Below are 25,665 nucleotides of genomic sequence, written 5' to 3'. Positions count from 1 at the left end.
TGATATATTTGTAAATAAGGAGAAAAAAATAAATGGGATGTCACATCTTTAATTTCTTAACGACTAATAGATAATTGAGCTCAACGAGGTGGGGGAATGGATAAGGAAGCAATAATCATGCAGTGGTATGAAGAATATTTTAATGATGTATATCGATTTATTATTTATATGATTGGAGATTACCAAGTTTGTGAGGATCTGATTCATGATACTTTTTTAAAAGCATATTCAAACCTTCATACATTTAAATATGACTCTAGTCCGAAAACATGGCTGATAAGTATAGCGAGGTTTGTTGTAATTGATGAAATAAGAAGGCGGAGGAAAAAGAAAATCTTCTCTTTTTTTGGAGGAGAAGAGGAATCGCTGCAAGCAAAAGAAGATGTTGAAAAAATACTAGAAACAAAAAATGCTATACAAGATATGGTTAGAAATGTTAGGAAACTTAAAGCAAACGAGCGAACAGTGTTAGTGCTTCGTAAGGTTGAAGAATACTCTACAAAGGAAACAGCTGAGATTTTAGGGTGGACTGAAACTAAAGTGAGAAAGGTTTTATCTAGAGCAATGAAAGCGATGAGAGAAATGAGACGTGCAGAGGAGGTCGAAGTGAATGGACCATAATTTGAATAATGATCATTTGCGAAAAGTGAAAGACAATGTAAGGTCAAGACTTAAAGCTTCTATAGAAAATGATTTCGTACCGTATCAGAAGAAGAAAAATAATCGTTGGAAAGAAACTGCACTCGTTTTTATTACAATCATTATGTCAATCGGGCTTCTTACACTGCTATTAACGTTACGAACTACTGATTATACTTCGGGTTCAGATGGGAGTGAAGAGTTCCACATACGTGCAGACTCTTTTCAATGGCAGCTAAAAGATGTATTTTTTCGTGATGATATGGAAGGTGGGATAGAAGTCGTTCGAGATGGAAAAGTAATAGGATCAATAAGACTTCTCACTGAACAAGAAAAAGAAGAGGAATCTGACAAAGACTATATGTTAGAGAAGGAAGAAATAAACGGTTTTCCATATCCAATGGAAATGAATATTGAGCATGTTAAAATGATGGACGTCGTACAAAGGTATCATTTCGTTATTCCATTGCAAGATAAGTTCCTTTGGTTTACATTTGACTATCCTAAATTAGAACACGCGGAAGTCTTTCATGGAATGTACACATTGATGATAGAGAATCAAAAAGCAAATAAGCTTAAAGAACCATTATATGTTTCACACGGATATGATTCATTTCCATATCCGGTTGATCTAATTCCTATTGAAGTAACATTTGATTATGAGAAATATGAATGGGTAGGTGGCACTAAAGCAGCTTTTTCGAAGTATATTCATAAGCTTGAAGGAATGTCAGAGTGGAAACGAGTTGAGGGAGAAAATACATTTATAAGTGGAGGAATGGAGATTGATATTAAATATGAAGCAGGATATTTAATATTTAGTAAATTCAACCATAACTAAGAAGGTTATATTGGACGATACAAATAACTAAAAAGCTGTTAGCTCTTAATTGAGCTATAGCTTTTTTTGTTGTAATAGAAAAATTTAATACTAAAAATTCAGAAAAATATTGCATTCTAAAAAGTTAGAACATATAATAATTTTAGAATGATAAAGATGATTAGAAAGAAGGTTATTCTAATGGAATTTCAAAAAAAAGAAATGAAAATCAATTTAGAGCAACAAAAGTTGTTAGCAAGTCCACTGCGTTCGAGAATTATCTATTTATTAATTGAGCAGGAGATGACAGCGAAACAGGTGGCCGATGCATTAGGTAAAACGGCAGGAAGCATTCATTACCACATTCAGCAATTGTACCAAGCGGATATTTTAGAAATTACAAAGACAAATGAGGTTCGTGGGATTATTGAAAAGTACTATCGATCAAAAGCAACTCATTTTATTAATGAACGAGATCCAGGAACAATTCAAGTTGAAAGTCAATCTGGTACAGCAATTTCTTTATCCAAAGAAGAGAAGAAAGAGTTTGAAAAGGAATGGGAAGCTCTCATCATTAAATATGTGAAAAAATCGATTGATAGTAGTGGAGAACGAAAAAATTATTCTGTCTTCTTAAAAATGACTGAACTTGAGGAGGAATAAAAAATGAAATCTCAAATCAAAAAGAATATGATCTTGTTTGTTTTTGGTAAGTTTACAGCAGTTCTAGGATCATCCATTTATGGGTTTGCAATCGGTTTATACATTTTAACCTTAACAGGGTCTAGCTTAAACTTTGCGATTACTTTACTGTTAAGTGCCTTGCCAAGAGTATTATTAGGTCCAATTGCTGGAGCTATTTGCGACCGCATTGATCGGAAAAAAGTCATCATCTTTTCTGACTTCGCCTGTGCGGTCTGGCTAGCAATTGTCTTAATCGTTTTTAACAACTTCTTCGCAGAGATTTGGGTCTTATACACTGCAACAGCCGTTCTCAGTACCCTCAACACATTTTACTCCGCTGGTGTTACTTCATCGATTTATAACATGGTAGGGCCAAATCATATTCAACAAGCAATGTCTTTAAACCAAGCAGCTGTCTCTACTTCAACAATCTTAGGGCCAGTACTTGGTGGTGTATTCTTCGGATTTTTTGCAGAGCAGATTACATTTTTTATGATCATCAATATTATTGCTTTCACCCTTTCCGGTATTGCAAGCGTGTTTATCCAGTACAATCTATTTGCAGTGAAAAAGGATGGCAAAGAAAAGATACGCATTATATCGGATTTAAAAGAGGGGTTTGCGTATGTAAGAAAAGAAAAGTTTATCTTCAATCTGATTTTCATCGCCATTATGATTAATTTTTGGTTTGCAGTATTTCCTGTCGCGATGCCATATCTAGTACTGACTGTGAAGGAAATGGGCAGCATCCAATTAGGAATTATTGAAGGAGCCTTTTCCGTAGGAATGTTGGTTGTCGCGGTGTACTTATCTACTAGGCCAGAAATGAAGAATAAAGCAAAAGCGATTATGTCAGGATTGATCATTATTTCTGTAGCGCTTATGCTGATCGGGCTGCCAAGTGTATCAGCATTTATGGGTGCATCGAACACATTGGTTTTCGTCTACTTAATATTTGCTGTACTGCTCTTATCTTCTTCAATCATGCTGATTAATACACCAGTAATGGTCATCATGCAGAAGAAAGTACCAGATGAAGTGAAGGGAAGAGTCATGTCATTGCTTGAAACAGGGGCAAGTGCGATGACACCTCTGGGATTTATTCTCTTCGGTGCCTTATTAGAAGTAGTACCTGTTTGGGCACTAACACTCATTTGCGGTGCTGGGGTATTTGCACTTGTTGCAAGAGAGTTAATAAGAAAAACCTTTATCCAAGCGATTCGCGAAGAGGATGTAGCAAATCAGCAACAAAAAGAAGTAGCGCGTGCGTAGTGATTTTTAAAAGAATCCTAGAGAAGTTTTGAACTGCACCCCAATTGTTAGACACCAACTAACAATTGGAGGTGCAGTTTTTATATGGCTAAATTTACTGCAGAAGACAAAGTACAAGCAATTAGTCGTTACTTAAATGGAAATGAGAGTTCATATGAAATGGCCAAATCTATAGGAACTAATCATAAAGCAATTCTTAAATGGGTTAAACAATACGAATACAATGGTGTTGATGCATTTATAAAGCGATATACAAATTACACACAACAGTTAAACTAGACGTACTAAATTATATGATTGAACACGGTACGTCCTTTGTTGAAACAGCTGCTATCTTTAATATAGCGGCACCGTCCACAATTCTTGTTTGGAAAAGGCAATTTGAAACACAAGGATTTGATGCCCTTCAATCCAAAAAGAAAGGGCGCCCTATCCATGAATAAAGAGTCTATGAAACAAACAAATCAATTACCAGCCAAAGGATCTGTCGAAGCTCTGGAAGCACGTATTAAGCAGATAGAAATGGAAAATGCGTATTTAAAAAAGTTGAATGCCTTAGTTCAAAACAAGGAAAAATCACCAAACAAGACAAAGCGCAAGTAGTCTATGAATTAAGGCATGAGTTTCCGGTGATTGAATTAGTGAAGCTAGCGGGGATCCATAGAAGTACATACTATTATTATATAAAAAAATGGATAAGCCCGATCCAGATTCCGATCTGAAAATCGAAATAAAAGCTATATTTGACGAACATGAAGGTCGTTATGGATACCGTCGAATTCGTGATGAATTAGAAAATCATGGTAAAAAAGTAAATCATAAAAAAGTACAAAGAATCATGAAGGAATTAGGTTTAAAATACCTTGTACGCATAAAAAAGTATAAATCATATAAAGGGGCAGTAGGTAAAATTGCGCCCAATATTTTAGACCATCAATTTAAAGCGGATCATCCGAATGAGAAATGGGTAAGGGATATTACAGAGTTTTAATTATTTGGAGAGAAGCTTTATTTTTCACCTGTATTAGATTTATTCAATGGGGAGATTATCACATACACGATTGGCTCTAGACCGACGTACTCTCTCGTATCAAAGATGCTTGAACAAGCACTAGAAAGGTTGCCAGAAGACCACCAGCTACTTATGCACTCAGATCAAGGTTGGCACTATCAAATGAAGAAATATCGTCAGGCTTTACAAAAAAGAGGAATCACCCAGAGTATGTCCCGTAAGGGAAACTGTTATGATAATTCCGTTATGGAGAATTTCTTTGGTATCATGAAATCAGAGTTTCTCTATTTTAAAGAATTTGAAAGTGTAGAACATTTTAAACGTGAACTAGAAAAATATATCCAGTACTTTAACAACAAACGAATTAAAGCAAAATTAAAAGGTATGAGCCCGATACATTATCGGACTCATACCCAATCCGCTGCCTAATAAGATAAACGTGTCTAACTTTTAGGGGACACTTCATTTCTAGGATTCTTTTATTGCCTTTTGTAAGCTTTCATACCAAGCTTCCGTTATTAGCGGGTCCTTGTCGTTAATGAAAATTGACTGGTTATTTAACTCAATGAGGATAATTGGTGAGACACCGTTTTGAATAAAGAGTAGACTATTTTCATGGCCAACGACTCTGAATTTTCCTTTAGACAATGTTGGTAGGCCAACTCCATTCGTTCTCATTGTTACTTCAGGCATAGCATCGAGCAATTGGATGTTCTCGATTTGCTCGGTTTCCCATTCATCGCCATACATGCCCGTAATCTCAAATTTTTTATCAGAGATCATCAATTCATATCCTTGGTAGCTGAAAAAAGAAATCGTGGCGATGCCACCCACAATGATGACGAAGAGACTTATATTGATGGCGTAGGACTTCTTTCTTTTCTGAGGCAACTCATATTTTGTAAGATAGATCAGCCCTCCAATAAGAAAGAGGATCATGAAGCCAAACTGAACCTCCATTGAGTATGAAAAGGAGGTAAAGGATAAGGGAAGCAATAGAAGCATTCCAACGCCAGTATAAATTAGCAGCGCAGCTGTTTTTTGTGGATAGCCTTTATCAATCAAAAGTTGCTGCTCTTCCTCTGGACGAGTGTTGAATCCAGAAATTAATGAATATTGTTTTTTATACTTAATTACCCAACCAAATAAAATGAGAAGAAAGGCAATAACTACTTGTGTAATAGTAAGGACAATTAAACCAGACATGATTGACCCCCTTTTTCATCTATTATAAACGAATGAGGAAAAGGGAGAAACCACTCGCTTCGATTAAGCTTTAACAGCTGGATCTACCTGACTTTGTTCATATACTTTTAAATTCGTATAAACGGTTTCAATGGTTGGACAGATAATGCCATATTGATTTGCTAACTGAAGCAAATATCCGAAAAAGTGTTCAGCTTCAATCTGTTGTTTTTTCTCCATATCTCTTTGAAGCGAAGTTTTCATTTCACTGTTAACAGCGAAAAGTGTGTCTAATTGTTTCATCTTCATCTTTTCTGTTAAAGGTGGAAACGCTTGTTGCATAACCGTAAATATCTCATTGCTCATTTTTGTTATAAATGCATTTCCTAATTCGCTGTCACGAATCGGGCCAATTGGTGTCCTGAACAGTGAGGTAACGCCTGCCATCGTAGCGATGAAAAAGTATTTTAACCACATATCTTTCTCAATGTTAGAGGAGAGCTTGAATAAAGAACTATGCCACTTCTCTTGTATGTTTTGTGCCATGACTTCTTGTGATTTTGTTGTTGGACCAAATATGAAACGATGTGCTTCACTTGTTTGGACAATATGTCCGTTTTGATCGAGCGTGCTTTCAATAAAGCAAAGGCCACCAAAAATTTGCTCACTTGAAAAATGATTTTTCATTTCCTCTATATGGGCAATTCCATTTAACATTGGAATGATCACCGTTTGCTCATGAACAAACGGTTTAATTGTGCTTAGAGCGTCGGTTAACTGGTATGCTTTAACAGAAATTAAAATCACATCAAAGGGGCTTGCTTCTTCTCCTGATGTAAGAAGCTTTGGGTTACAATGAAAATCTCCATGGATACTTTTAATTGTAAGTCCATCTTTTCGTAATTGCTCCTTACGTCGTTGTCGAACTAGGAAGGTAACGTCTTGTCCGGCTTCGATTAATCTTCCTCCAAAGTAACCTCCAACTGCTCCTGCTCCTAGAACCAATGTTTTCATTTTAAATGAACCTCCTTTAAATGGAATGGAAGTGCATATCACTATGCACTTCCAAAATATTATGCCGTTTTTTGATAATCAGAAACATCAATCTCAAGTGGGAGATTGTTCTTTCTTGCCCGATTTCCAGCTATAAAGAATATCACGATCAGAACAATTGAAAGAACTGCTGAACCAATCCATGCGATGTTCATCGGGAGGTTGAATCCGATTTGCGCGTTTAAGATGTATGCTATGACTAGGACAAGCATAAAGGAGCCTGGTATTAACGCAATATAGTAGTTTTTCTTAGCAATGTATAAATACATTGCTCCAACGAATAAAGCGATTACAGCAGTGGCTTGATTAGCCCAGCTAAAGTATCTCCAAAGAATGTCAAAATCGATTTGAGTTAATACAACAGATACTGCAAACAATGGTATTGCAATTAAGAAACGCTTAGAAATCTTCCTTTGAGCAATGTTAAAATAATCAGCAATGATCATACGAGCACTTCTAAATGCTGTATCACCAGAAGTAATAGGCAAGACAACTACACCGAGAACAGCGAGTGTTCCACCAATTGCCCCTAGTAATGTAACAGAAACTTCTCTTACAACTGCACCTGGTCCACCTGCAGCTAACATCTCTCCTAGGCCGCCATATCCATTGAATAAGCTCATTGCAGCAGCAGCCCATATCATGGCGATAACACCTTCTGTAATCATCATTCCATAGAAGATTTTACGACCTTGGTTTTCATTTTGAGTTGTACGTGAAATAATCGGTGTTTGTGTTGCATGGAATCCAGATAGGGCACCACAAGTAATTGTAAAGAATAACAATGGGAAAATTGCATTTCCACTAGGGTGGAAGTTCTGGAAATTAGCCAGAGTCAATTCTGGTATAGGAGCTCCAGTAACAATCAAGGCGATTCCAACACCTAATGCACTAATCAAAAGTAATGCTCCGAAGTATGGATACAATCTCCCGATGATTTTATCAACTGGTAGCATTGTTGCTAAAATATAATAAATAAAGATCGCAGCAATGATTAACCCTAAAGCAACTTTTCCATCCATTAATAAATGAAGCAAGCTTGCAGGTGTGCTAACAAAAACTGTACCAACTAACAGCAATAGAAGAACAGCGAATGCATTGACGACATGCTTCATTATTTTCCCTAAAAATTTACTAGCAAGCTCAGGAAGGTGGGCTCCTTTATTACGAATCGAGATCATTCCTGTTAAGTAATCGTGAACGGCCCCAGCAAAGATACAGCCAACGACAATCCAAATGAAAGCAACTGGTCCGTAGAGCGCACCCATAATTGGTCCAAATACTGGTCCAGTTCCAGCAATATTTAATAATTGAATTAATGAGTTCTTTTTTGTGTTCATTGGAATGTAATCTACACCATCTGCATGAGTATATGCAGGTGTAGGACGGTTTGGTTTTACACCAAAGATTCTCTCAACAAACTTGCCATACGTAAAGTAGGCAACTATGAGTATTACAACCGAAGCTAAAAATGTAATCATAGTTTCTCCCCCTTGTTCATCTTTGTATACGTTTTCATTATAGTAAACGTAGTTATTTATGAGTGAGAAACTCAACTGAGATGTCTGAATAATCACTCAAGATGCACAAATTGAAGCCTGAAAGACAATTGTTCCATTATTAAATTTCTAGTTTATTTCTTAACTGTTTTATATAGTTTCTACTAACGGAAAGTTTTTCCTTTCTTCCATCTAACTCTAATTGATATGCCCCATTAAACCATGGTGTTAGACGAGTAATATAGTTTAAGTTAACTAAATAGCTTTTGTGTATTCTGAAAAAAGTAAACGGAGTGAGCCTGTTTTCCAAGTCTTTTAAAGAGTTTTTAATATCATAATCAACTTTCTTCGTTACAATTTTAGTTAAAGTCTCTTCTTTGCATACATATAAAATATCATCCGGATCTACGTAAAGAATCTCACTGTTTACTTCTATTGCAAGTTTACCCTTTGTATTTCCTGTATGCCCTATTGAATTAGAGAATTGCCTCTTCAATCGAAGAATCGTTTCTGCTAATTGGTCTTCATCAAATGGTTTTAATAAATAATCAAAAGCTTCATGCCGAAACGCTTCAACGGCAAATTCAGGAAATGCTGTTGAGAAGATGATTTTAGGAGGCTTTTTCAAATCATTTACAAGCTTTGCAACTTCCAGTCCATTTAAATGATGCATGTCAATGTCTAAGAATATCGCATCAGGCTGTAATTGCATGCATTTCATCAATGCTTCCTCACCGTGTTCTGCTTCACCAATAACGTGAATATAACGGTCATATTTGGAAATGAGATGCTTTAATTCATCTCTACTATATGGTTCATCATCAGCTAGTAAAACCTTGATTCGTGTCATATTTACACCGCCTTTTGAATGAAGAATGAAACTGTTGTTCCTTCTTTTTTATTTGAGTGGATTTGAAGAGAGGCTTCTTCTCCAAAGGTTAATGAAAGTCTTCTATTGACATTGTAAATCGCTACACCAGAACCGATTAAAGAATCAATTTTCTCTTTACCTAACCGTTTCATTATTGGAGCTGGAATGCCATCTCCATTGTCATGAATACTTAATCGTATCTTCCCGCCTTTCTCCTTTATGGATAAATAGATTTTACATGCTCCATTTTTATTTCTTAGTCCGTGCTTCAATGCGTTTTCAATAATTGGCTGCAAAGTAAGCGGTGGAATTTTTTCATGTAAAACAGTCGTGTCAATATCATATTGAATCGATAAACGATTATAGAATCTAGCTTCTTCAATTTGCAAATAAGCTTGAATATGTCTCAATTCTTGTTCGATCGTAGTTAAATAAGATGTTGTTGATGTCAAATTTAACCTAAGAAATTGTGAAAGTGAACCTAACAACTTTCTAGCTTTATCAGGATTAATACGAATCATTGAGATAATTGTATTTAAACTATTAAACAAGAAGTGAGGACTGATTTGAGCCTGAAGTGCATTAATCTCAGCTTCTTTTGCTAGTTGATGAGCGCGATCTGCCTCCGCAATTTCAAGTTGACTGCTTAACAACATGCTCAACCCTGTTACGAGTTCTATTTCAAGGTGGTTGATTTCTTTCTCCGATTCGTAATAAACCTTCAGTGTACCAATCGTACCATCTCTGTTTTTTAAAGGACCAATGATTGCTGTTTTTAGTGGGCAATTCAACTGTTTACAGCCTATTTCTTTCTCATTTGCGACTGTAAGTTTGCCTATCGATAAAACATCATGTGTAACTTGTGTTTGTATCATATGTTTTGTTTTATGATGATCGTCACCTATTCCAACATGTGCTAGTATTTCATTCTTATTTGTAATTGCAACTGCTTTTGCATTCAACTCTTTAAATAAGATGTTGCATACTGCGGTTGCTGATTTCTCTGTAAGACCAATTTTAAAAAATGGCAGTGTTTGATCAGCAATTCTAAATGATCTAGAGGCTTGTGAGGCTCCTACTTTCTCTTCTTCGTTAATCACACTTTTAATTATAAGCAGAAACAAAGCACATCCAATTCCGTTTGCGACTATCATTGGCATGCCTATAACTTCTACAAGAGCAATTGATTTTTCAAATGGTTTTGCAAAGGAAAGTATAATCATCATTTGGATCGTTTCAGCTAGAGCACCTAAAAGGAAAGCGGTCGAAAGATTAACTGCTTTTTTCTTTTTGTTATAAAAATAACCAGCAATGGCACCAGCCAATATGGATGCGAATCCACAGGCAAAACCGGTGAATCCTCCGAGAGTGAAACGATGAATGCCTGCTATTAGTCCAGCACCGATTCCTACCTTATATCCACCAAGGATTCCAGCTAAAACGACACCAATAACACGGGAATTTGCAATTGCTTCATCTGAACTTAACTCGATCGCCCACCGATTAAACTGTTGTGTTTCTGTATTTAGGGCCATCCCAGAATAGGTACCAATAATTCCGAAAAACCCAAAGAAAATAATCGCAGTTAGTTGTTGGTTCTTATTCAATTCACCTTTATAGATCATTGCACGAAAAAACCTGAAACGAGTAAGAATAAATGCAATTGTGACAATAATGCCTAGTCGTTCAATCATTGTAAGTAGAAGTTCCGGCATATCGCCACCTCCTTTGCTTCAAATCAATACAAAATGTTAAGTAAACTAAATACAAGCTTTAACATAATTATAATGATTCGTATTTGAATGAAAAGAGGAAATTCTAAATGCTTATTAGATTTATATAAAATTTACATGTTATTCCATAAATGAGAAGTTACATAAAGATTTATATGTTAAATAGATAATTGAAAGAGTCATTTTTTGGAGTTAGAATATACTTAGTGTAATGAGTTGTGGACTTGGAAGGATAATTTTTTGATTGTACTTATATAGTAGGAATTAGTAAGGGTATACGTAGTTGTTCTAATTCAACTATTGTGTATATACTTTAGTAGATGAAAAGTGTTCGGCTTTGCATATTAGATCAAATGTTATAGATAAGGAATGATTAGATGATTATTAAGAATGAAGAAGATTTGAAACATTTACAAGAAATAGGGAAAATTGTTGCGCTCATTCGTGATGAGATGATTTCTAAAACAAAACCGGGCATTACGACAAAAGAACTTGATGAAATAGCTGGAGAGCTATTTGAAAAGCACGGTGCCATTTCGGGACCAAAAGGTGAGTATGATTTTCCAGGCTACACATGTATTAGCGTCAATGAAGAAGTGGCACACGGGATTCCAGGGAATCGTGTCATCCATGATGGTGATCTTGTTAACATCGATGTTTCAGGTTCAAAGAATGGGTATTTTGCAGATACCGGAAGGTCATTTGTTGTTGGCGGTCAAAATGCTGCGTTAAATAAACTTTGCGATACTGCGCAAAAGGCATTTGATGAAGGACTGAAAAAGTTAAAAGCAGGTTCAAAGCTTAGCGCAGTTGGCAAAGTGGTACAGCACACTGCAAAAAATAATGGATATACGGTCATTAAAAACCTCACTGGTCATGGAGTTGGGAAATCATTGCATGAGAGTCCGGACCATATATTGAATTACTTTGATCCATGGGACCATCAATTATTAAAAGATGGTATGGTTGTTGCATTTGAGCCATTTATCTCAACAGGTGATGACCAAGTTATTGAGCTCAGCGATGGTTGGACATATGTTACACCGAAAAAAAGCTTCGTAGCTCAGTGTGAACATACAGTGGTCATTACAAAGGATCAACCGATCATATTAACTCTTTAATAAAAACCTTTGCCCCTGATTAGATAAAATTCTTGTCAGGGGCTTTTGATTTTTCAAATAACTGATTATTAGGTAAAATTAAATGAATTATAGAATTGGGAGAGTGAATGAGATGAGAGCGCTGGTACACGAAAGTACACTAGGAATTAAGGGTTTAGCTTATAAAAAGTTTGAAAAACCGATTCCAAAGGAAGGCGAGGTTCGTGTTAAGTTAGTAACAGCAGGTTTAAATCATAGAGATCTATTTGTTTTACATAGACATAAAGAGTCAGACCCACCACTTATTATAGGATCAGATGGTGCGGGAATCATTGATGCGCTCGGTAGTGGAGTGCACTTGCTTGCTGAAGGGGATGCAGTTGTTATCAATCCTGGTCTCGGTTGGAAAGAGAATAGTGATGCTCCACCAGAAGGGTTTGAAATTGTTGGGTTGCCATACCACGGAACATTTGCAGAATATATAGTCCTACCGGCAGAAAATGTTGAGAAAAAGCCTGAGCATTTATCGTGGGAAGAAGCTGGAGTACTATCATTGGCTGCATTAACGGCTTATCGTGCCCTCTTTACTAGAGGTAAGGTGAAGCTAGGCATGAATGTATTCATCCCCGGCATTGGTGGTGGTGTAGCAACGTTCTTGCTGCAATTTGCCATAGCTGCTGGAGCTAATGTATACGTGTCTTCACGATCTGAGAAGAAGAGAGAAGAGGCACTTGCTTTAGGCGCTATACAAGCTTTAGACAGTGAAGCTGATTGGGGGAGTGAACTGAATAAAAAAATAGACTTAGTGATTGAATCTGTTGGTGCAGCAACTTTTCAGAAATCATTAAATGTATTGAGGAAGGGAGGCACAATTGTTACTTTTGGTTCTTCAACAGGCGATGAATTCACATTTAATTTACGTGAATTCTTTTACGGGCAATTTAATTTATTGGGCTCAACAATGGGAAGCGCAGAAGAGTATGCTGAAATGCTCCACTTTGTTGAGGAGAAAAAGATTCGCCCAATTGTAGATGAAATTTATCCTTTAGAAGATTATCAACTTGCTTTTGAGAAGCTCGAAAAAGCTGAACAGCTTGGGAAGATCGGTTTTTATGTAGGAACAGAATAAAGACCATGATGAGCTTCAACGTGGTCTTTATTCTGTTGATAGATTGTAGTTGCTTGGCACAGAAATCGTTCTGATAAGCGTTTTTTAGATATTCTGATTGAATACACAAGAAAAACATGTAGGCATAATCGTAAATCGACTTTGTCTACATGTTTTTTAAAATCTACGGTATTATTTTGATGATGAGAGTGTTTCATCTGAAAATTTAGGATGTCTCAATACAGCAACTAACAAAATGATACCACTAGTGATTAATAAAAGACTTGTAATAATAAATACAGATGAAAATCCTAAGTAAGCAGATAACAAGCCACCCATCACTGGCCCGATGACATTTCCTAAAAATCTTAGACTTGTGCTATATCCAAGTACTTCCCCCTGCATTGCAAGTGGTGCTTCTTGGCGAATATAGGCAACCCTTACAGGGATAATACCACCAATAGCTACTCCTAATGCAAATCGAATGATGACAAGTTGCCATAGATCGGTAACAAAAGCACCTGGTAAATAGAAGATTCCAGCCATAAACAACAAGATAATCAATACTTTTACATATCCATGGTCATCGCCTAATTTTCCCCATTGTCTTGCCATAATTAAATTCCCAACCCCCGCTGCGGAAAAGGCAACACCTGCAAAGAATGCAAGGTTTTCAGGACCATTTAGTTCACTTACATATAAGGAAAGAATCGGTTGAATACTGAAATGAGCAATTTGTACAAGTGTGGATATGAAGAGAATGGTTAATAAAATGGGATGTCTAACAATATGAAGGATGACTTCTTTACTAGAATACTTTGTTTTTATCCCCTTTGGATAATTGATGACAATCTCCTTCGTGAAGAAAACAAGAATGGCAGATAGTAAGATTGCGAGTGATATCCATTTGAATGTATTGGCAAATCCAAAGGCATCCGCTAATATCCCTCCTAATAATGGACCGAATAAGGAACCAGTAATGCTTCCAGTTTGCAGAGTACCTAATACACGCCCGGCAATTTCTTTAGGTGTTTGCGTTGAAATAAAGGCTTGAGATACACCGATAAAACCAGTGAAAACCCCCATAACAAGACGTAAGAAGAACAGTTGCCACACATCAGTGATAAAACCCATAAGGAAAATAGAAATCGCCATCCCGATTCCAGAGATTATGAGGATTTTTTTTCTTCCATATAGATCACCTATTCGTCCCCATATCGGTGAGAAAAGAAAGGCGGTTACGAATGTAATTGCAAACGTCCAACCAGACCATTTTTGTACATAGGCAGTTGAAAAATCACCAAATGTTTCAATGTACAAAGAGATAAAAGGTAAAACCATCGTCATACTTGCTGCTATAAAAAAATTCGAAAACCACATAATGTAGAGATTCTTTCTTGATTGCAAACTCAATATACGTACACTTCTTTCTATACACGAAATTTCGTTTTCCTAAATATATAGTACCTTAAATCTGAATAAATAGGAAGATTTTATCTCTAAAACGATATAAATGGTTAAAAATAACATCTTGTTCATTTTTAGTGTTCAGTATATAATTCTTAATATTAAAACAATTCTAAAAAAAGAGGTGTCGTATGGAAGAATTCTTTGGAGAGGTTGTCGCAAAGATAAACAATGTTTTATGGAGTGATCCTGGTATCTTTATCATTTTAGCTATAGGGGTATTCTTTACAATAATTACGAGGGGGCTACAGTTCCGTCATTTAGGAGATATGTGGAATTTAATGTTTAAAGGTAAGTCTTCAAATGCAGGAATTAGTCCATTTCAAGCATTAACAATTGCTTTATCAGGACGAATTGGTGCAGGGAATATTGTAGGCACAGCTACTGCTATTTTATGGGGGGGACCTGGCGCTGTTTTCTGGATGTGGGTAATGGCATTATTAGGCGCAGCCACTTCCTTTATAGAATCAACATTAGCTCAAATCTATAAAGAAAAAAAAGATGGGGTATACCGCGGGGGACCTGCCTTTTATATTGAGAAAGGACTTGGAAGTAAACCATTTGCGATTATTTTTGCGATTGCTGCTCTTATTGCTTTGGCCATTTTAATGCCTGGTGTACAAGCCAATTCTATTGCTTCAAGTGTCAATATGGCTTTTAGTATTGACCCATGGATAACAGCAGTAATAATCTCCATTATTTTAGCCGTAATTATCTTTGGAGGAATAAGAAGGATTGCTCAAGTTGCACAATTCGTTGTTCCATTTATGGCAATTGCTTATATCGCTGTTGCACTATTAATTGTAATTATAAATTTTACTGAGATTCCAGCAGTCTTTACTTTAATCTTTTCAAGTGCTTTTGGTGCTGAATCAGTTTTTGGTGGAATGCTCGGTAGCGCAATTGCATGGGGCGTAAAAAGAGGTGTCTATTCAAATGAAGCTGGTCAGGGGACTGGACCCCATGCTGCTGCTGCTGCTGAAGTATCACATCCTGTTAAGCAAGGGTTAGTTCAAGCATTTTCTATTTATATTGATACATTATTTATCTGTACAGCTACTGCATTAATCATCATTTTCACTGGTTCATTTAATACATACCTGGAGGACGGAACAGCTGTTGTAGAGAACTTGCCTGAGGTCGCTGGTGAGGCAGCTCAATTTAGTCAATCTGCGGTAGAATCTGTATTACCTGGATTTGGCGCAGGTTTTGTAGCGATTTCATTATTGTTTTTCTGTTTTACAACGATCATGGCGTACTATTATATGTCTGAGACTAATATCACATATCTATTTACCGGTTCGGTACGAAAAGCAGCTATGTTTATTTTAAAGTTTGTAATTATCGCTGCTACAATCTTTGGATGTCTTCGTACTGCAGACTTAGCTTGGGCATTTGGAGATGTTGGATTAGGAATTATGCTTTGGTTAAACTTAATAGCCACATTATTGCTTTCGAAAAAGGCAATTATTGCATTAAAGGACTATGAGGCACAGAAGAAGAAAGGGCTTGATCCAACTTTTAATTCGACAGAAGTGGGCATCGAGAATGCAGAGTTTTGGAAGGATGGATACAAAGAGAAAAAATCTGAAGGGAAAGTGTCCTAAAGAATGAAGAAGTGACATCATGTTGGTGTAACTCTCATGCTGTTGCTAAACGCTCGCAAACGACGTTGCTTGTCTTAATCGTCCTTCATGAACCACATGTTCTATTCGGGTCTTCATTTAACTACACGTTTAGTCAGAAAAGCGCTTGCAAGAACTTCTTCTAATATTAAAAGAATCTAAAAAAATAGTAGACAAAGTCAGAGATCAGCTTTGTCTACTATCTGAGAGTGGCATCATGTTGATGTCACTCTTTTACTTTGCTACAATTATCAAGCAATAGAAACAATTAAAGGTGGAATAAGAATGACCATTACAATAAATGAATGTAAGCCCTTTTTACAAGAGGCTTGGAATAAAGCTGGCTATCAGCAATTTACAGATGTTCAAAAGCGAGTGCTTCCTTTACTTCTTGAAGGAAAGGACGTAGTAGCAGAATCACCAACGGGTACAGGAAAAACATTGGCTTATGTACTACCTTTGCTGCAAGCAATTGATGAGCAGGAAATAGGTGTCCAAGCTGTTATTGTTGCACCATCACAAGAGTTGGTCATGCAGATTTTATCTGTGATTCAAACATGGTCAACATCTGCTTCTATCAGAACAGCTTCTTTAATTGGCGGTGCGAATGTGAAGAGACAACTAGAAAAGTTGAAAAAGCAACCACATATCGTAGTTGGAACGCCAGGCCGATTAGTGGAATTAATCAAACAGAAAAAATTGAAAATGCATAAAGTTAAAACAGTGGTACTTGATGAATGTGATCAATTATTTATACCAGAGCATAACCAAACAATTAAGCACATTGTAAAGTCAACCTTAAAAGAAAGACAGCTTGTACTAATTTCAGCAACAATTTCGAAAGAAACATTAACACAAGCAGAGGAACTTTTAACTTCTCCAGAAAAAATTATTGTGGAAAAAGATGAAACCATCCAAGCAGGTGATGTGGATCATATTTACTTTTTAGCTGAAAAAAGAGAAAGAATTGATATTCTAGCGAAGATTGCTCGATTTGAAAGCAGCAAAACACTTGTTTTTGTTCGTGATATTGGGAATTTATCGGTTCTTTCTGAAAAACTGTCCTTTAAAGGCATTGAACACAGTGTCCTTCATAGTGATTTAAACAAGGATGGCAGAAAAAAAGCGTTAAGAACTTTTCGTAAAGGTGAAGTAAATGTGTTATTAGCAACAGATATTGCAACAAGAGGGTTGGATATACAAGGGATCACTCATGTTGTTCATTATGATTTGGCAAAGGATATTGAACAATATACTCACCGATCTGGAAGAACTGGTCGTTTTGGAGCAAGTGGGACTGTGCTTTCAATTGTAACTGATCGAGAATTACGTGAACTTAAAAAGTACCTGACTTCTCTAAAGATCGAAGGAAAGTTAAAGAGAATTAAAGCTGGAGAAATAATTGATCCAGTTCAAGGTTAGTATATGATTCAATAAAGTAAAACGCCTAAAACATGTAGACAAAGTTGATATCAGCTATGTCTGCATGTTTTTTTTCGGAATAATCAAAGGTTATCATGTGTTTTCCATACATAGAAATCAACGCTCTACTTAAATAACTTAAATTATATTAAAATATTGATTGTTTTAAAAACCATATTTTACAACTTGTTAAATAGGTAAAAAGTCATTTATATTTAATTTTATTGCTAGATACATAGATGATTGGCACTAAATATTCACTTTTTTCACCTATTTCATTTCTAATATTTAGTATAGTAAAAAGTATTACAAGAGAAAAAGTTACGGGGGAAGAGATACAATGTTTTATAAGAAGAAAAGGCGATTAAGCTGGACGGCTAAGGCCTTGAATGATAAGGAGATTATGATCGCAAGAGACCTGCGCGCAATGGATAAACTCATCATGCTTAAATTAACTGAAAAGGATTTACAACATGTAAAGGTCGTCCAACCTATTATTGAAAAGGAAATTGATCACTTAACAGAAGAGTTTTATGGAGTGATTCTAAAAGTAAAAGAATTACAGCAAATCATCGAGAAATATAGTTCAGTAGAGCGATTAAGAAAGACATTGAAGGTGCATATCATTGAACTTTTTAATGGTGTGATCGATCAAGATTTTATTGAAAAACGTTATCGTATTGCCCATATTCACTATCAAATCGGCTTAAAACATTCATGGTATATGGCAGCTTTTCAAAATCTACAAAATGCTATTTTATCGATTTTATATAATGAAGCTGGGGAAATGGAAGAGTTAAAAGAAGTAATGGCTTCAGTAAATAAATTGTTAAGCCTTGAACAACAAATTGTATTAGAAGCATATGAAGCTGAGAATGTACAAGTGATATATAACACATACTTAGAGGGTAAGAATGATTTGAAAAACAAGATTCTCGAAGTAAGTGAAGATCTCGTCGCCTTGGCTGAAGAAACTAATGCATCTGTTGAAAACCTTGTTGCGCAAAGTTCAGATGTCAATAAAGTTATTCACATAAATGTTGAGGAATCTCTGCATATCCAAGCCCAAGGGAAAAATGGACAAACACAATTCAAAGACTTATTAATGCGCATCTCTCATATAGAAGAGGAGATGGAAAAGATGACAGCCATTGTGGCCCAATTAAATCAGTCCTCACAAGATATAACCTCTGTCATTTCCTTTGTCCAAAACATAGCTGATCAAACAAATCTACTTGCATTAAATTCTTCCATTGAAGCAGCAAGAGCCGGGGAGCATGGAAAAGGCTTTGCTGTCGTATCCCAAGAGGTTAAAAAGTTAGCAGAGCAAACGAAAACATCGATAGGTGAAATCGAAGGGTTAATCGAAAACTCGAACAAACTAACGCATTCTGTGAGTGAATCACTTAAAAATGTGGAAGCATCAGTACAATCAGGGCGTTCATCCTCTGAGCAGATGAATGAGCTATTTGCTGGGATTACGTTATCGATTGTTAATAATGGTGAAAGCCTAGAGGAAGTAAAGCAACAAGTAACAGATTTAATCTACTCAATTAATGAAATTGGTACAGCATCAACAACCGTTGCAACTTCAGCTGAACGGTTAAATGATGTTGCCGCTCAAGCATAATATATTTAAAACAGCAAAAGGTCAAAACGATCGTCTCCGTTTTGACCTTTCCACTATAAAAGCTCCAATGGGGTGTTCGCAGGTCCTTCAACAACTTCACCTTTATACGTAAAGCGAGAACCATGGCAAGGACAATCCCATGTTTTTTCAGCGTCATTCCACTTAGTTTCACACCCTAGGTGTGTGCAAGTATGATCTACTAAATATGTTTTTCCTTCTAAATCCTTGTAAGCACCGACTTGCTTTCCTTTATGATGGATAACAGCGCCTTCACCTTCATTTAAAGTTTCAATTGTTCGTGATGGATGTTGCAATTTTCCTTTTACAAGTTGCGCAGCTACGTCTGCGTTATAGGAAATGAACTTTTTTATGCTTGGGTCTGCAATGAATCTTGATGGTGAAAATACTTCAGCATATCTAGATGCTTTCTCACAAATTGCATCCTTCAAGATATTTGCGGCAACAGTTCCATTCGTCATGCCCCACTTTCGATAACCTGTAGCAATAAATATGTTTTGAAGATTTGCTGTAATTGGTCCGATGTATGGAATTTTATCTAAAGTAACTAAATCTTGGGCAGACCATCTTGAATGGAGTTTTTTTATGCCGAAATGTTCTTTTGCATAGTTTTCAAGAGCTTCATAATGAAGATGTGTTCGAATATCCTTTCCAGTCTTATGTCCTTCACCGCCGATTAATAGAATATCTTCTCCGTTACTAAGCTTTGCTCCTCGCAAGGATCGAGTTGGGGAATCATCTTCATAGAACATACCTCCATTGAAAGGCTTTTCTGGTGTAACGGCAATGATATAGGACCTATCTGCTAACAATCTAGAGAAATATAACCCTTTTAAATCAACAAAGGGATAATGAGAAGCGGAAATAACGAAATTACCAGTCACCTTATGTCCAGAATTTAGATGAACGGTCGGTTGCTTTCCTTCGTCAACTTGGACAGCGGTAGATTGTTCATAAATCTGTCCACCTAATTTAGTAAATGCGTGAATGAGTTCGGTTAGGTAAAGAACTGGATCAAACTGTGCTTGGTCAGTCATTGTTAGAGATGCGCTTATGTCAGTTTGAAGAGGTACAGTATCCGCTATCTGGAAGGGGATTTTTAGCTGTTCGTAAGCTTGTTGTTCTTTTTCAATCTTGCTAATTGATTCATCCATAGTTGTAAAAAGTGTAGCGTTTTGTGCACTAAATTGACATTCTATTTGTAGATCCTGAACGATTTGATTGATTGTGTGTATGGCGTCCTTTTGAGCATGATAATAAAGCCATGTGTGATCGTAGCCTACATGATGTAACAGCTCATCATAAATGAGCCCATGTTGGGCTGTGATTTTTGCAGTAGAATAGCCAGTTGTTCCGCTTAATACTTGATCTGCTTCTAATATGACGACTTTAAACCCTTCTTTTGCTAATAAATAGCCACTAGTAATTCCGGTAATTCCGCCGCCGACAATGACTACATCCGTTACTAAATCCTCATTTAATAATGAGAATGAAGGTGGCTGGGCTTGTAACCAGAGAGAGTGTTTAGATGCGTTGAATCCTTGATTTTCTATAGTCAATTGCTTTTCCTCCTCGTTAAACAATCTTATCTGTATATGTTATTTCCATATTTAACCGAGTTTATTCTTGCTAAAAGAAGAGGCGAAGACTTTTCCTCATTGACGTAAAAAAGTGTCATTTGCTATAATCCTACTAACTTATATCTCGTTTAACGAGTAGGTAAAGACGATCTTCGTTAGAGAGGAACTGTAAAAATGAACCTAGAGACAAAGGTATTACATAGTGAAGCAAAAAAGAAGTCAATAGTAAAAAGCAAGAATACGCCAGTTTATCAAACTTCAGCATTCTACTTTCAAGATTTAGACGAATTAGAAGGGTTCTATCAAGGCAATAATCAGTATTTGTATTCAAGAGTTGGAAACCCGAATACAGATGAACTTGCCGATTTAGTTGCACGGCTAGAAAATGCTCCTGCTGGTGTTGCAACATCATCAGGCCTATCAGCAATTCTTGTAGGGATTTTATCAGTTGTAAAGACTGGAGAGCATGTCATTGCTTCGAAGGATATATATGGAGGAACTTATCATTTATTTGAGCATGAGCTATCGCAGTTAGGAATTAACGTTTCATTTGTATCTTTTGAGGATCAAAATGCGATTGTGGAGGCGCTAAGGGACAATACAAAGCTGCTATATTCAGAATCAATTACAAATCCATTGCTTCGAGTAGAGGACATTGATTTAATGGTTGCACTTGGTCAAAAATATGAACTGAAAACGATGATTGACAATACGTTTGCTACGCCAGTGTTCTGCCAGCCATATGATAAAGGCATCGATTTGGTTGTGCATAGTGCAACGAAATACATTGGAGGTCATAGTGATGTGACATCAGGTGTGCTTGTTGGCAAAAGTGATTTAGTGGCAAAGGCAAGGGAGAAGGTTGTCAATTTAGGAGCAAATTTAAGCCCGTTTGAATCTTGGTTAACTGTACGTGGAGGTAAAACAATTGCACTTCGAATGAAAACTCAAGCTGAAAATGCATATCATGTAGCGAAGCTATTTCAGCAGAACGCAGCAATAAAGAAAGTTTATTACCCTTTCCAGCAAAATAGACCGTTCGGAGCAATGCTAACGATTGAATTGTCAAATGAGATTGATGTAGGGGAGTTTTTCAAGTCTTTGGAATGGATTAAGATTGTCCCCACATTAGCAGGAGTGGAAACATCCGTTTCACATCCAGCTAGAACTTCACATCGAGCATTAACAGAAGAGGCACGATCAGAATTGCAAATCAATGACTCTGTTGTAAGGATTTCAATTGGAATTGAAGATGCTGAAGATATTTACGCAGTTTTTGAAAAGGCTATAGGCAATGCAAAAAGAGGCTGACCACTGGTCAGCCTCTTAGATTGTAGACAAAGTCGATTTCTGACTTTGTCTACATTTTTTTTAGGACTTATTAATAATAGATGAATCTCACAGACTGTCTTGAAAACGCTTGTCAGACTAGGCGTGCAGTCAAGTGAAGACCCGAATAGAACATTTGGTTCATGAGGGGACGAACGAGACAAACAACGACGTATGCATGCGTTTGTCAACAGTCTGAGAGCTGACCATAGGTCAGCCTCTTAGATTATAACAAGCATTTTCTAAACGTTGTCGATCGTTCAACTTAGGTAGACGAATCATTATTTCCTTGATGTTCTTCTTGTTGGGGGAGTGGATCAATTTCAATCGAATCCTTTGCTGGAAGTGCAATTCTTAAAACATATACGAAAATTAGGCCGGCTAATAATAAAGTACCAATAAACCCTATTGTGATTATCCAAAGCGATGCCATGAAAACTCCTCCTTTAAAAATAGTAAGTACCCTTCTTTCATCGTATGAAGAGAACGCTCAAAGTTTGTCTATTATCGAAATTTAAAGGAAGTTTTTTAATCATGACGAAATAGTAAAATAACAAAAATACTTGATGAAGATAGAAAGGGATGACAGGAATGGATTGGAAGACTGTAGACTTATGTGATGAGTTTAGTGAGCAACTTCAAGTAAATGAGTTGGAATGGAATTCTTATGGAGCATTAGGAAAATTTCATGGACAGATACATACAGTTAAAGTTTTAGAAGACAATGTCCTTGTGTTGAAATTATTAGAAGAAATCCCTGAGCATACTGTACTAGTTGTCGATGGGGAAGGGTCTAGAAGATGTGCGTTATTAGGGGATCGACTCGCAAAGATTGCAGAAACAAGAAGGTTAGCTGGAATCATCATCAACGGTTGTGTTCGTGATTCAGCAGAGCTTGCATCAGTCAATATTGGAATTTTCGCACAAGGTACAAACCCTTTAAAAAGTAAAAAAGAGGGCAATGGCGAGATAGGTGCTACTCTGCAGTTCGGTGGAGTTACTTGGGAACAAGGTGATTACATCTATGCAGATGAAGATGGAATCATAATTAGTAAAACAAAAATACACTCAAAATAAAGAAGAAAAAGGTTCAGGTCTAAATGTCCTGAACCTTACAGACTGTTGACAAACGCTCGCATACGTCGTTGTTTGCCTCACTCGTCCCCTCATGAACCGTGTGTTCTATTCGGGTCTTCATTCGACCGCACGTCTAGTCTGACAAGCGTTTTCAAGACATTCTGAGGGTTTCTCTTATTATCAAAAAGTACTACGAAAAAAATGTAGACAAAGTCTAAATCGACTTTGTCTACAATCTCAAAGGTTCAGGTCTAAATGTCCTGAAGCTTATATACTGATCAAAATCGCTATTCGTCGTTGATTTTCTCTTGTGAACAAGCTGTTCTATTTGGGGTTGCACTAAAATGTACTGCTTCGTGTAAAAAGAGTAAGTCAATTTCAGTTTTAATTCTTTAAGCTTAATGAGTATGAACTTCTTCATACTGCTCTTTCGAGGCTCTTGGAACTGCTTTTGGTTCATAGTCTACTTCCTCAGAGGAGAAGACACGAATGACTAATTGACCTGGGAGCACATGGGAGCGGATGAGAATTGGATGGCCGTAATGATTGAAAAATGTAAAATCAGGACCATACCAACTAACCGTAGCATCTCTTCCTGGTGGAACATAGGGTACTTGCTTGCTATGAGAATAACGCTCCAGAATTTTTACTCCTGCACGATCCACCGCATTATACAATGTTGATGAAACTTGACAGATCCCTCCACCGATATCTACAGAAAGTTCACCTCGGACGATAACCGGTGCTTTTAAGTACCCTTTTTCTTTTGTCCGCTTTCCAACAGTTTGATTAAAGGAAAATGTTTCTCCAGGAAAAACTACGGTATTATTAACTGCATCAGAGGCAAGGGTTATATTTTTCGTACGAGATTGGTTTCTATGATTGAAGTAAGTAATATAATAGCCAATTTGTTTTTCTTTTATTTGGTAAATCAATTGTTCATCAACTCTTGGGTGAGTAGTGAGCATCGGTAATTCTGTTTGTAAAGGAGATTTAGAAAATAAGTATTCCAAAAATAGACGGGAAAAGGCCTCTTTATGGAGCTTCTTTCCTGTCTTTTCTTTTATAATCTTCCCGTATCGATCAATGTAAGCGTTTTGTGGTTGCTCTGTTGTCATTTCTTCCATTGTGCTTAGTAATTCGTTGTATTTCAGTTGATTTAAATAGGGGGACCCTAAAGGTTCAATGAAATATTCATCACGGTGTACCTCTTTAAGCACTTTAGTATTATACATAAGCGTCAAGTTCTCACTCTCATTAGAAGTAGGGGAACTCAATAATAAAAGCGCTATTAAATATCGCATCATTCCTTCTATCACCTCAACCTTAGTATGAGCGGACAAGACTATTTTCATTACTGTATTAAGCATTCATTTAGTGCACTACATATTGGGAAGGATGGATTCGTACATCTTAGGTCTTAGAAGAAAATCAAGCTTGAGCTCGTTATGAGAAGAAAGAGAAAAAGGTAAGATGATATCAAGAAAGGAGGAAGGTACGATATGAATAAATTTTGGTTGATTTTAGCGGGTGGTTTAGCTGCTCTCATTTTACTAGCGAATATTGGACCACTTATTGGTTTAGCAATTAGCATAGCGATTTTATATTTGGTGTTTAAGCAATTTATGAAATCGACTTCCACAGGAGAAAAGGTTGCTTGGGGAATCCTAGGAGCAATTGTTCTAATGATGTCCATTGCAAACTTACCAGCGATTATCGGTATCGTTGCTGCATACGTATTATATTTAGTCTATAAAAAGTGGAATGACAAAGAATCTGTGATTATCGAGAAAAAAGAGAGCGACCCTTTTAAAAATTTTGAAAAACAATGGTCAGAATTAAATAAATAAATTATTCAAGGAGGACGTATGACAATGACAAATGTATTTACACGGATGAAGAACACAATTGTAGCAGACTTGAATGAGGTTTTAGATCGCAAGGAAAAGAAGAATCCAATTGCTATGTTAAATCAATATTTGCGTGAGTGTGAGAATGAGGTTGAAAAGGTAAAGAAATTGTTAGAAAGACAACATCAGCTTGTTGAGGAATTTTCGAAGGAGCTTGCAAATGCTAGTGATATGTCATCGAAGAGAAAGAGACAGGCAGATATTGCAAAAGAAGCAGGGGAAGAGGAACTGTATCGATTTGCATTAATGGAATACACGCAATATGAGGATCGTGCTACACGAATCAGCGGTTTAAAAGAAGAAGCCTATACACAGTTAAAGCAGTTAGAAAGAAAGCATGAAGAAATGAAACATAAACTGAAGGATATGTACATCAAACGTATGGAATTAATGGGGAAAGAAAATGTCTCACGAGCACAATTTGAGATGGAAAAAGTACTAAATGAAAAGGATACTTCTTACTCAAACAATCGTTTCGCAGAGGTTGAGTCGTATATCAACCATATTGAACACGAAGTAGAAACAGCATATATGCGCAATACGATTGATTTTAAGATTGCACAATTAGAAAAAGAGATGAAAAAAAACGAACCTAACGGCTAACGGTGGAAAAATATGATATTCTATAGAG

General features: G+C 36.5%; 22 protein-coding genes and 1 pseudogene. 14 read left to right on the top strand and 9 right to left on the bottom strand.

The annotated features are described in order from the left end of the window. Nucleotides 1-96 precede the first annotated feature (96 nt). The 5 genes and pseudogenes from AC6F34_RS11225 to AC6F34_RS11205 all read left to right on the top strand — a co-directional run bounded on the left by AC6F34_RS11225 (nt 97) and on the right by AC6F34_RS11205 (nt 4,856). Complete coding sequence (locus AC6F34_RS11225) at nt 97-621, top strand: RNA polymerase sigma factor (protein WP_500772090.1); 525 nt, start codon at nt 97-99, stop codon at nt 619-621. Continuing rightward, nucleotides 611-1,480: a hypothetical protein gene (locus AC6F34_RS11220; RefSeq protein WP_500772088.1), complete on the top strand. Its 870-nt coding sequence runs from the start codon at nt 611-613 to the stop codon at nt 1,478-1,480. Before AC6F34_RS11225 ends, AC6F34_RS11220 begins: the two co-directional genes overlap by 11 nt. Nucleotides 1,481-1,660: 180 nt before the next feature. Next, on the top strand, nt 1,661-2,122 hold the full coding sequence (locus AC6F34_RS11215; RefSeq protein ID WP_500772086.1) for an ArsR/SmtB family transcription factor: 462 nt from the start codon (nt 1,661-1,663) through the stop codon (nt 2,120-2,122). A 3-nt stretch (nt 2,123-2,125) separates the two neighbouring features. Next, nucleotides 2,126-3,415 carry an MFS transporter gene (locus AC6F34_RS11210; RefSeq protein WP_500772084.1) on the top strand — a complete coding sequence of 430 codons (1,290 nt, stop codon included), beginning with the start codon at nt 2,126-2,128 and terminating at the stop codon, nt 3,413-3,415. A gap of 84 nt (nt 3,416-3,499) precedes the next feature. Beyond that, nucleotides 3,500-4,856, top strand: a pseudogene (locus AC6F34_RS11205) (IS3 family transposase). Nucleotides 4,857-4,895: 39 nt separating this feature from the next. Here the strand turns inward: AC6F34_RS11205 and AC6F34_RS11200 are convergent. The 5 genes from AC6F34_RS11200 to AC6F34_RS11180 all read right to left on the bottom strand — a co-directional run bounded on the left by AC6F34_RS11200 (nt 4,896) and on the right by AC6F34_RS11180 (nt 10,750). After that, on the bottom strand, nt 4,896-5,633 hold the full coding sequence (locus tag AC6F34_RS11200; RefSeq protein WP_500772082.1) for a DUF3784 domain-containing protein: 738 nt from the start codon (nt 5,631-5,633) through the stop codon (nt 4,896-4,898). Nucleotides 5,634-5,696: 63 nt separating this feature from the next. Continuing rightward, a complete protein-coding gene (locus tag AC6F34_RS11195; protein ID WP_500772080.1) occupies nt 5,697-6,626 on the bottom strand; it encodes a ketopantoate reductase family protein in 930 nt (309 codons plus the stop codon). 59 nt (nt 6,627-6,685) lie between these two features. Then, entirely contained in the window at nt 6,686-8,146 is a 1,461-nt protein-coding gene (locus AC6F34_RS11190; protein WP_500772078.1) for a carbon starvation CstA family protein, read from the bottom strand. Between the two features lie 139 nt (nt 8,147-8,285). After that, nucleotides 8,286-9,014: a LytR/AlgR family response regulator transcription factor gene (locus AC6F34_RS11185; RefSeq protein WP_500772076.1), complete on the bottom strand. Its 729-nt coding sequence runs from the start codon at nt 9,012-9,014 to the stop codon at nt 8,286-8,288. A 2-nt stretch (nt 9,015-9,016) separates the two neighbouring features. Beyond that, on the bottom strand, nt 9,017-10,750 hold the full coding sequence (locus tag AC6F34_RS11180) for a LytS/YhcK type 5TM receptor domain-containing protein (protein ID WP_500772074.1): 1,734 nt from the start codon (nt 10,748-10,750) through the stop codon (nt 9,017-9,019). Nucleotides 10,751-11,145: 395 nt separating this feature from the next. On the opposite strand from AC6F34_RS11180, the gene map reads away from it, so the two are divergent. Together map and AC6F34_RS11170 are read left to right on the top strand one after the other, a co-directional pair. After that, nucleotides 11,146-11,889: a type I methionyl aminopeptidase gene (map, locus tag AC6F34_RS11175; RefSeq protein WP_500772072.1), complete on the top strand. Its 744-nt coding sequence runs from the start codon at nt 11,146-11,148 to the stop codon at nt 11,887-11,889. Nucleotides 11,890-12,001: 112 nt separating this feature from the next. Beyond that, nucleotides 12,002-12,997 (top strand): zinc-binding dehydrogenase, encoded by a 996-nt coding sequence (locus tag AC6F34_RS11170; protein WP_500772070.1) that lies wholly within the window; start codon nt 12,002-12,004, stop codon nt 12,995-12,997. A 171-nt stretch (nt 12,998-13,168) separates the two neighbouring features. Here the strand turns inward: AC6F34_RS11170 and AC6F34_RS11165 are convergent, their stop codons facing one another. Then, nucleotides 13,169-14,356, bottom strand: coding sequence for an MFS transporter (locus AC6F34_RS11165; RefSeq protein ID WP_500772068.1), 1,188 nt, complete (start codon nt 14,354-14,356; stop codon nt 13,169-13,171). Between the two features lie 218 nt (nt 14,357-14,574). Between AC6F34_RS11165 and AC6F34_RS11160 the strand changes: the two genes are divergently transcribed. The 3 genes from AC6F34_RS11160 to AC6F34_RS11150 all read left to right on the top strand — a co-directional run bounded on the left by AC6F34_RS11160 (nt 14,575) and on the right by AC6F34_RS11150 (nt 19,120). Further along, nucleotides 14,575-16,050 (top strand): alanine/glycine:cation symporter family protein, encoded by a 1,476-nt coding sequence (locus AC6F34_RS11160; protein WP_500772066.1) that lies wholly within the window; start codon nt 14,575-14,577, stop codon nt 16,048-16,050. A gap of 303 nt (nt 16,051-16,353) precedes the next feature. After that, nucleotides 16,354-17,490: a DEAD/DEAH box helicase gene (locus AC6F34_RS11155; RefSeq protein WP_500772064.1), complete on the top strand. Its 1,137-nt coding sequence runs from the start codon at nt 16,354-16,356 to the stop codon at nt 17,488-17,490. A gap of 340 nt (nt 17,491-17,830) precedes the next feature. Further along, a complete protein-coding gene (locus AC6F34_RS11150) occupies nt 17,831-19,120 on the top strand; it encodes a protoglobin domain-containing protein (RefSeq protein WP_500772062.1) in 1,290 nt (429 codons plus the stop codon). 53 nt (nt 19,121-19,173) lie between these two features. On the opposite strand, the gene AC6F34_RS11145 is transcribed toward AC6F34_RS11150, so the two are convergent. Next, on the bottom strand, nt 19,174-20,697 hold the full coding sequence (locus tag AC6F34_RS11145) for an FAD-dependent oxidoreductase (RefSeq protein WP_500772060.1): 1,524 nt from the start codon (nt 20,695-20,697) through the stop codon (nt 19,174-19,176). A gap of 195 nt (nt 20,698-20,892) precedes the next feature. On the opposite strand from AC6F34_RS11145, the gene AC6F34_RS11140 reads away from it, so the two are divergent. Next, complete coding sequence (locus AC6F34_RS11140) at nt 20,893-22,029, top strand: trans-sulfuration enzyme family protein (protein ID WP_500772058.1); 1,137 nt, start codon at nt 20,893-20,895, stop codon at nt 22,027-22,029. Nucleotides 22,030-22,312: 283 nt separating this feature from the next. Here the strand turns inward: AC6F34_RS11140 and AC6F34_RS11135 are convergent, their stop codons facing one another. Continuing rightward, nucleotides 22,313-22,480 (bottom strand): hypothetical protein, encoded by a 168-nt coding sequence (locus tag AC6F34_RS11135; RefSeq protein WP_500772056.1) that lies wholly within the window; start codon nt 22,478-22,480, stop codon nt 22,313-22,315. Nucleotides 22,481-22,638: 158 nt separating this feature from the next. On the opposite strand from AC6F34_RS11135, the gene rraA reads away from it, so the two are divergent. Further along, nucleotides 22,639-23,124, top strand: a complete 486-nt coding sequence (rraA, locus tag AC6F34_RS11130; protein WP_500772054.1) for a ribonuclease E activity regulator RraA — start codon at nt 22,639-22,641, stop codon at nt 23,122-23,124. 398 nt (nt 23,125-23,522) lie between these two features. Here rraA and AC6F34_RS11125 read toward each other — a convergent pair whose 3' ends face one another. Continuing rightward, on the bottom strand, nt 23,523-24,431 hold the full coding sequence (locus AC6F34_RS11125) for a VanW family protein (RefSeq protein ID WP_500772052.1): 909 nt from the start codon (nt 24,429-24,431) through the stop codon (nt 23,523-23,525). 195 nt (nt 24,432-24,626) lie between these two features. Here AC6F34_RS11125 and AC6F34_RS11120 point away from each other — a divergent pair, with 195 nt between their 5' ends. After that, on the top strand, nt 24,627-24,974 hold the full coding sequence (locus AC6F34_RS11120) for a lmo0954 family membrane protein (protein ID WP_500772050.1): 348 nt from the start codon (nt 24,627-24,629) through the stop codon (nt 24,972-24,974). A gap of 24 nt (nt 24,975-24,998) precedes the next feature. Beyond that, on the top strand, nt 24,999-25,637 hold the full coding sequence (locus AC6F34_RS11115; RefSeq protein ID WP_500772048.1) for a PspA/IM30 family protein: 639 nt from the start codon (nt 24,999-25,001) through the stop codon (nt 25,635-25,637). Nucleotides 25,638-25,665 lie beyond the last annotated feature (28 nt).

The sequence above is a fragment of the Niallia sp. CD-39 genome (assembly GCF_059874745.1).
Note: the sequence above shows the minus strand (reverse complement) of the source record. Positions and strands in the feature narration are given on the sequence as shown.

Bases quoted from the DNA above. Each gene is read 5' to 3' on its own strand.
- AC6F34_RS11225 (WP_500772090.1), top strand. From the start codon at position 97: ATGGATAAGGAAGCAATAATCATGCAGTGGTATGAAGAATATTTTAAT.
- AC6F34_RS11220 (WP_500772088.1), top strand. From the start codon at position 611: ATGGACCATAATTTGAATAATGATCATTTGCGAAAAGTGAAAGACAAT.
- AC6F34_RS11215 (WP_500772086.1), top strand. From the start codon at position 1,661: ATGGAATTTCAAAAAAAAGAAATGAAAATCAATTTAGAGCAACAAAAG.
- AC6F34_RS11210 (WP_500772084.1), top strand. From the start codon at position 2,126: ATGAAATCTCAAATCAAAAAGAATATGATCTTGTTTGTTTTTGGTAAG.
- AC6F34_RS11200 (WP_500772082.1), bottom strand. From the start codon at position 5,633: ATGTCTGGTTTAATTGTCCTTACTATTACACAAGTAGTTATTGCCTTT.
- AC6F34_RS11195 (WP_500772080.1), bottom strand. From the start codon at position 6,626: ATGAAAACATTGGTTCTAGGAGCAGGAGCAGTTGGAGGTTACTTTGGA.
- AC6F34_RS11190 (WP_500772078.1), bottom strand. From the start codon at position 8,146: ATGATTACATTTTTAGCTTCGGTTGTAATACTCATAGTTGCCTACTTT.
- AC6F34_RS11185 (WP_500772076.1), bottom strand. From the start codon at position 9,014: ATGACACGAATCAAGGTTTTACTAGCTGATGATGAACCATATAGTAGA.
- AC6F34_RS11180 (WP_500772074.1), bottom strand. From the start codon at position 10,750: ATGCCGGAACTTCTACTTACAATGATTGAACGACTAGGCATTATTGTC.
- map (WP_500772072.1), top strand. From the start codon at position 11,146: ATGATTATTAAGAATGAAGAAGATTTGAAACATTTACAAGAAATAGGG.
- AC6F34_RS11170 (WP_500772070.1), top strand. From the start codon at position 12,002: ATGAGAGCGCTGGTACACGAAAGTACACTAGGAATTAAGGGTTTAGCT.
- AC6F34_RS11165 (WP_500772068.1), bottom strand. From the start codon at position 14,356: ATGTGGTTTTCGAATTTTTTTATAGCAGCAAGTATGACGATGGTTTTA.
- AC6F34_RS11160 (WP_500772066.1), top strand. From the start codon at position 14,575: ATGGAAGAATTCTTTGGAGAGGTTGTCGCAAAGATAAACAATGTTTTA.
- AC6F34_RS11155 (WP_500772064.1), top strand. From the start codon at position 16,354: ATGACCATTACAATAAATGAATGTAAGCCCTTTTTACAAGAGGCTTGG.
- AC6F34_RS11150 (WP_500772062.1), top strand. From the start codon at position 17,831: ATGTTTTATAAGAAGAAAAGGCGATTAAGCTGGACGGCTAAGGCCTTG.
- AC6F34_RS11140 (WP_500772058.1), top strand. From the start codon at position 20,893: ATGAACCTAGAGACAAAGGTATTACATAGTGAAGCAAAAAAGAAGTCA.
- AC6F34_RS11135 (WP_500772056.1), bottom strand. From the start codon at position 22,480: ATGGCATCGCTTTGGATAATCACAATAGGGTTTATTGGTACTTTATTA.
- rraA (WP_500772054.1), top strand. From the start codon at position 22,639: ATGGATTGGAAGACTGTAGACTTATGTGATGAGTTTAGTGAGCAACTT.
- AC6F34_RS11125 (WP_500772052.1), bottom strand. From the start codon at position 24,431: ATGATGCGATATTTAATAGCGCTTTTATTATTGAGTTCCCCTACTTCT.
- AC6F34_RS11120 (WP_500772050.1), top strand. From the start codon at position 24,627: ATGAATAAATTTTGGTTGATTTTAGCGGGTGGTTTAGCTGCTCTCATT.
- AC6F34_RS11115 (WP_500772048.1), top strand. From the start codon at position 24,999: ATGACAAATGTATTTACACGGATGAAGAACACAATTGTAGCAGACTTG.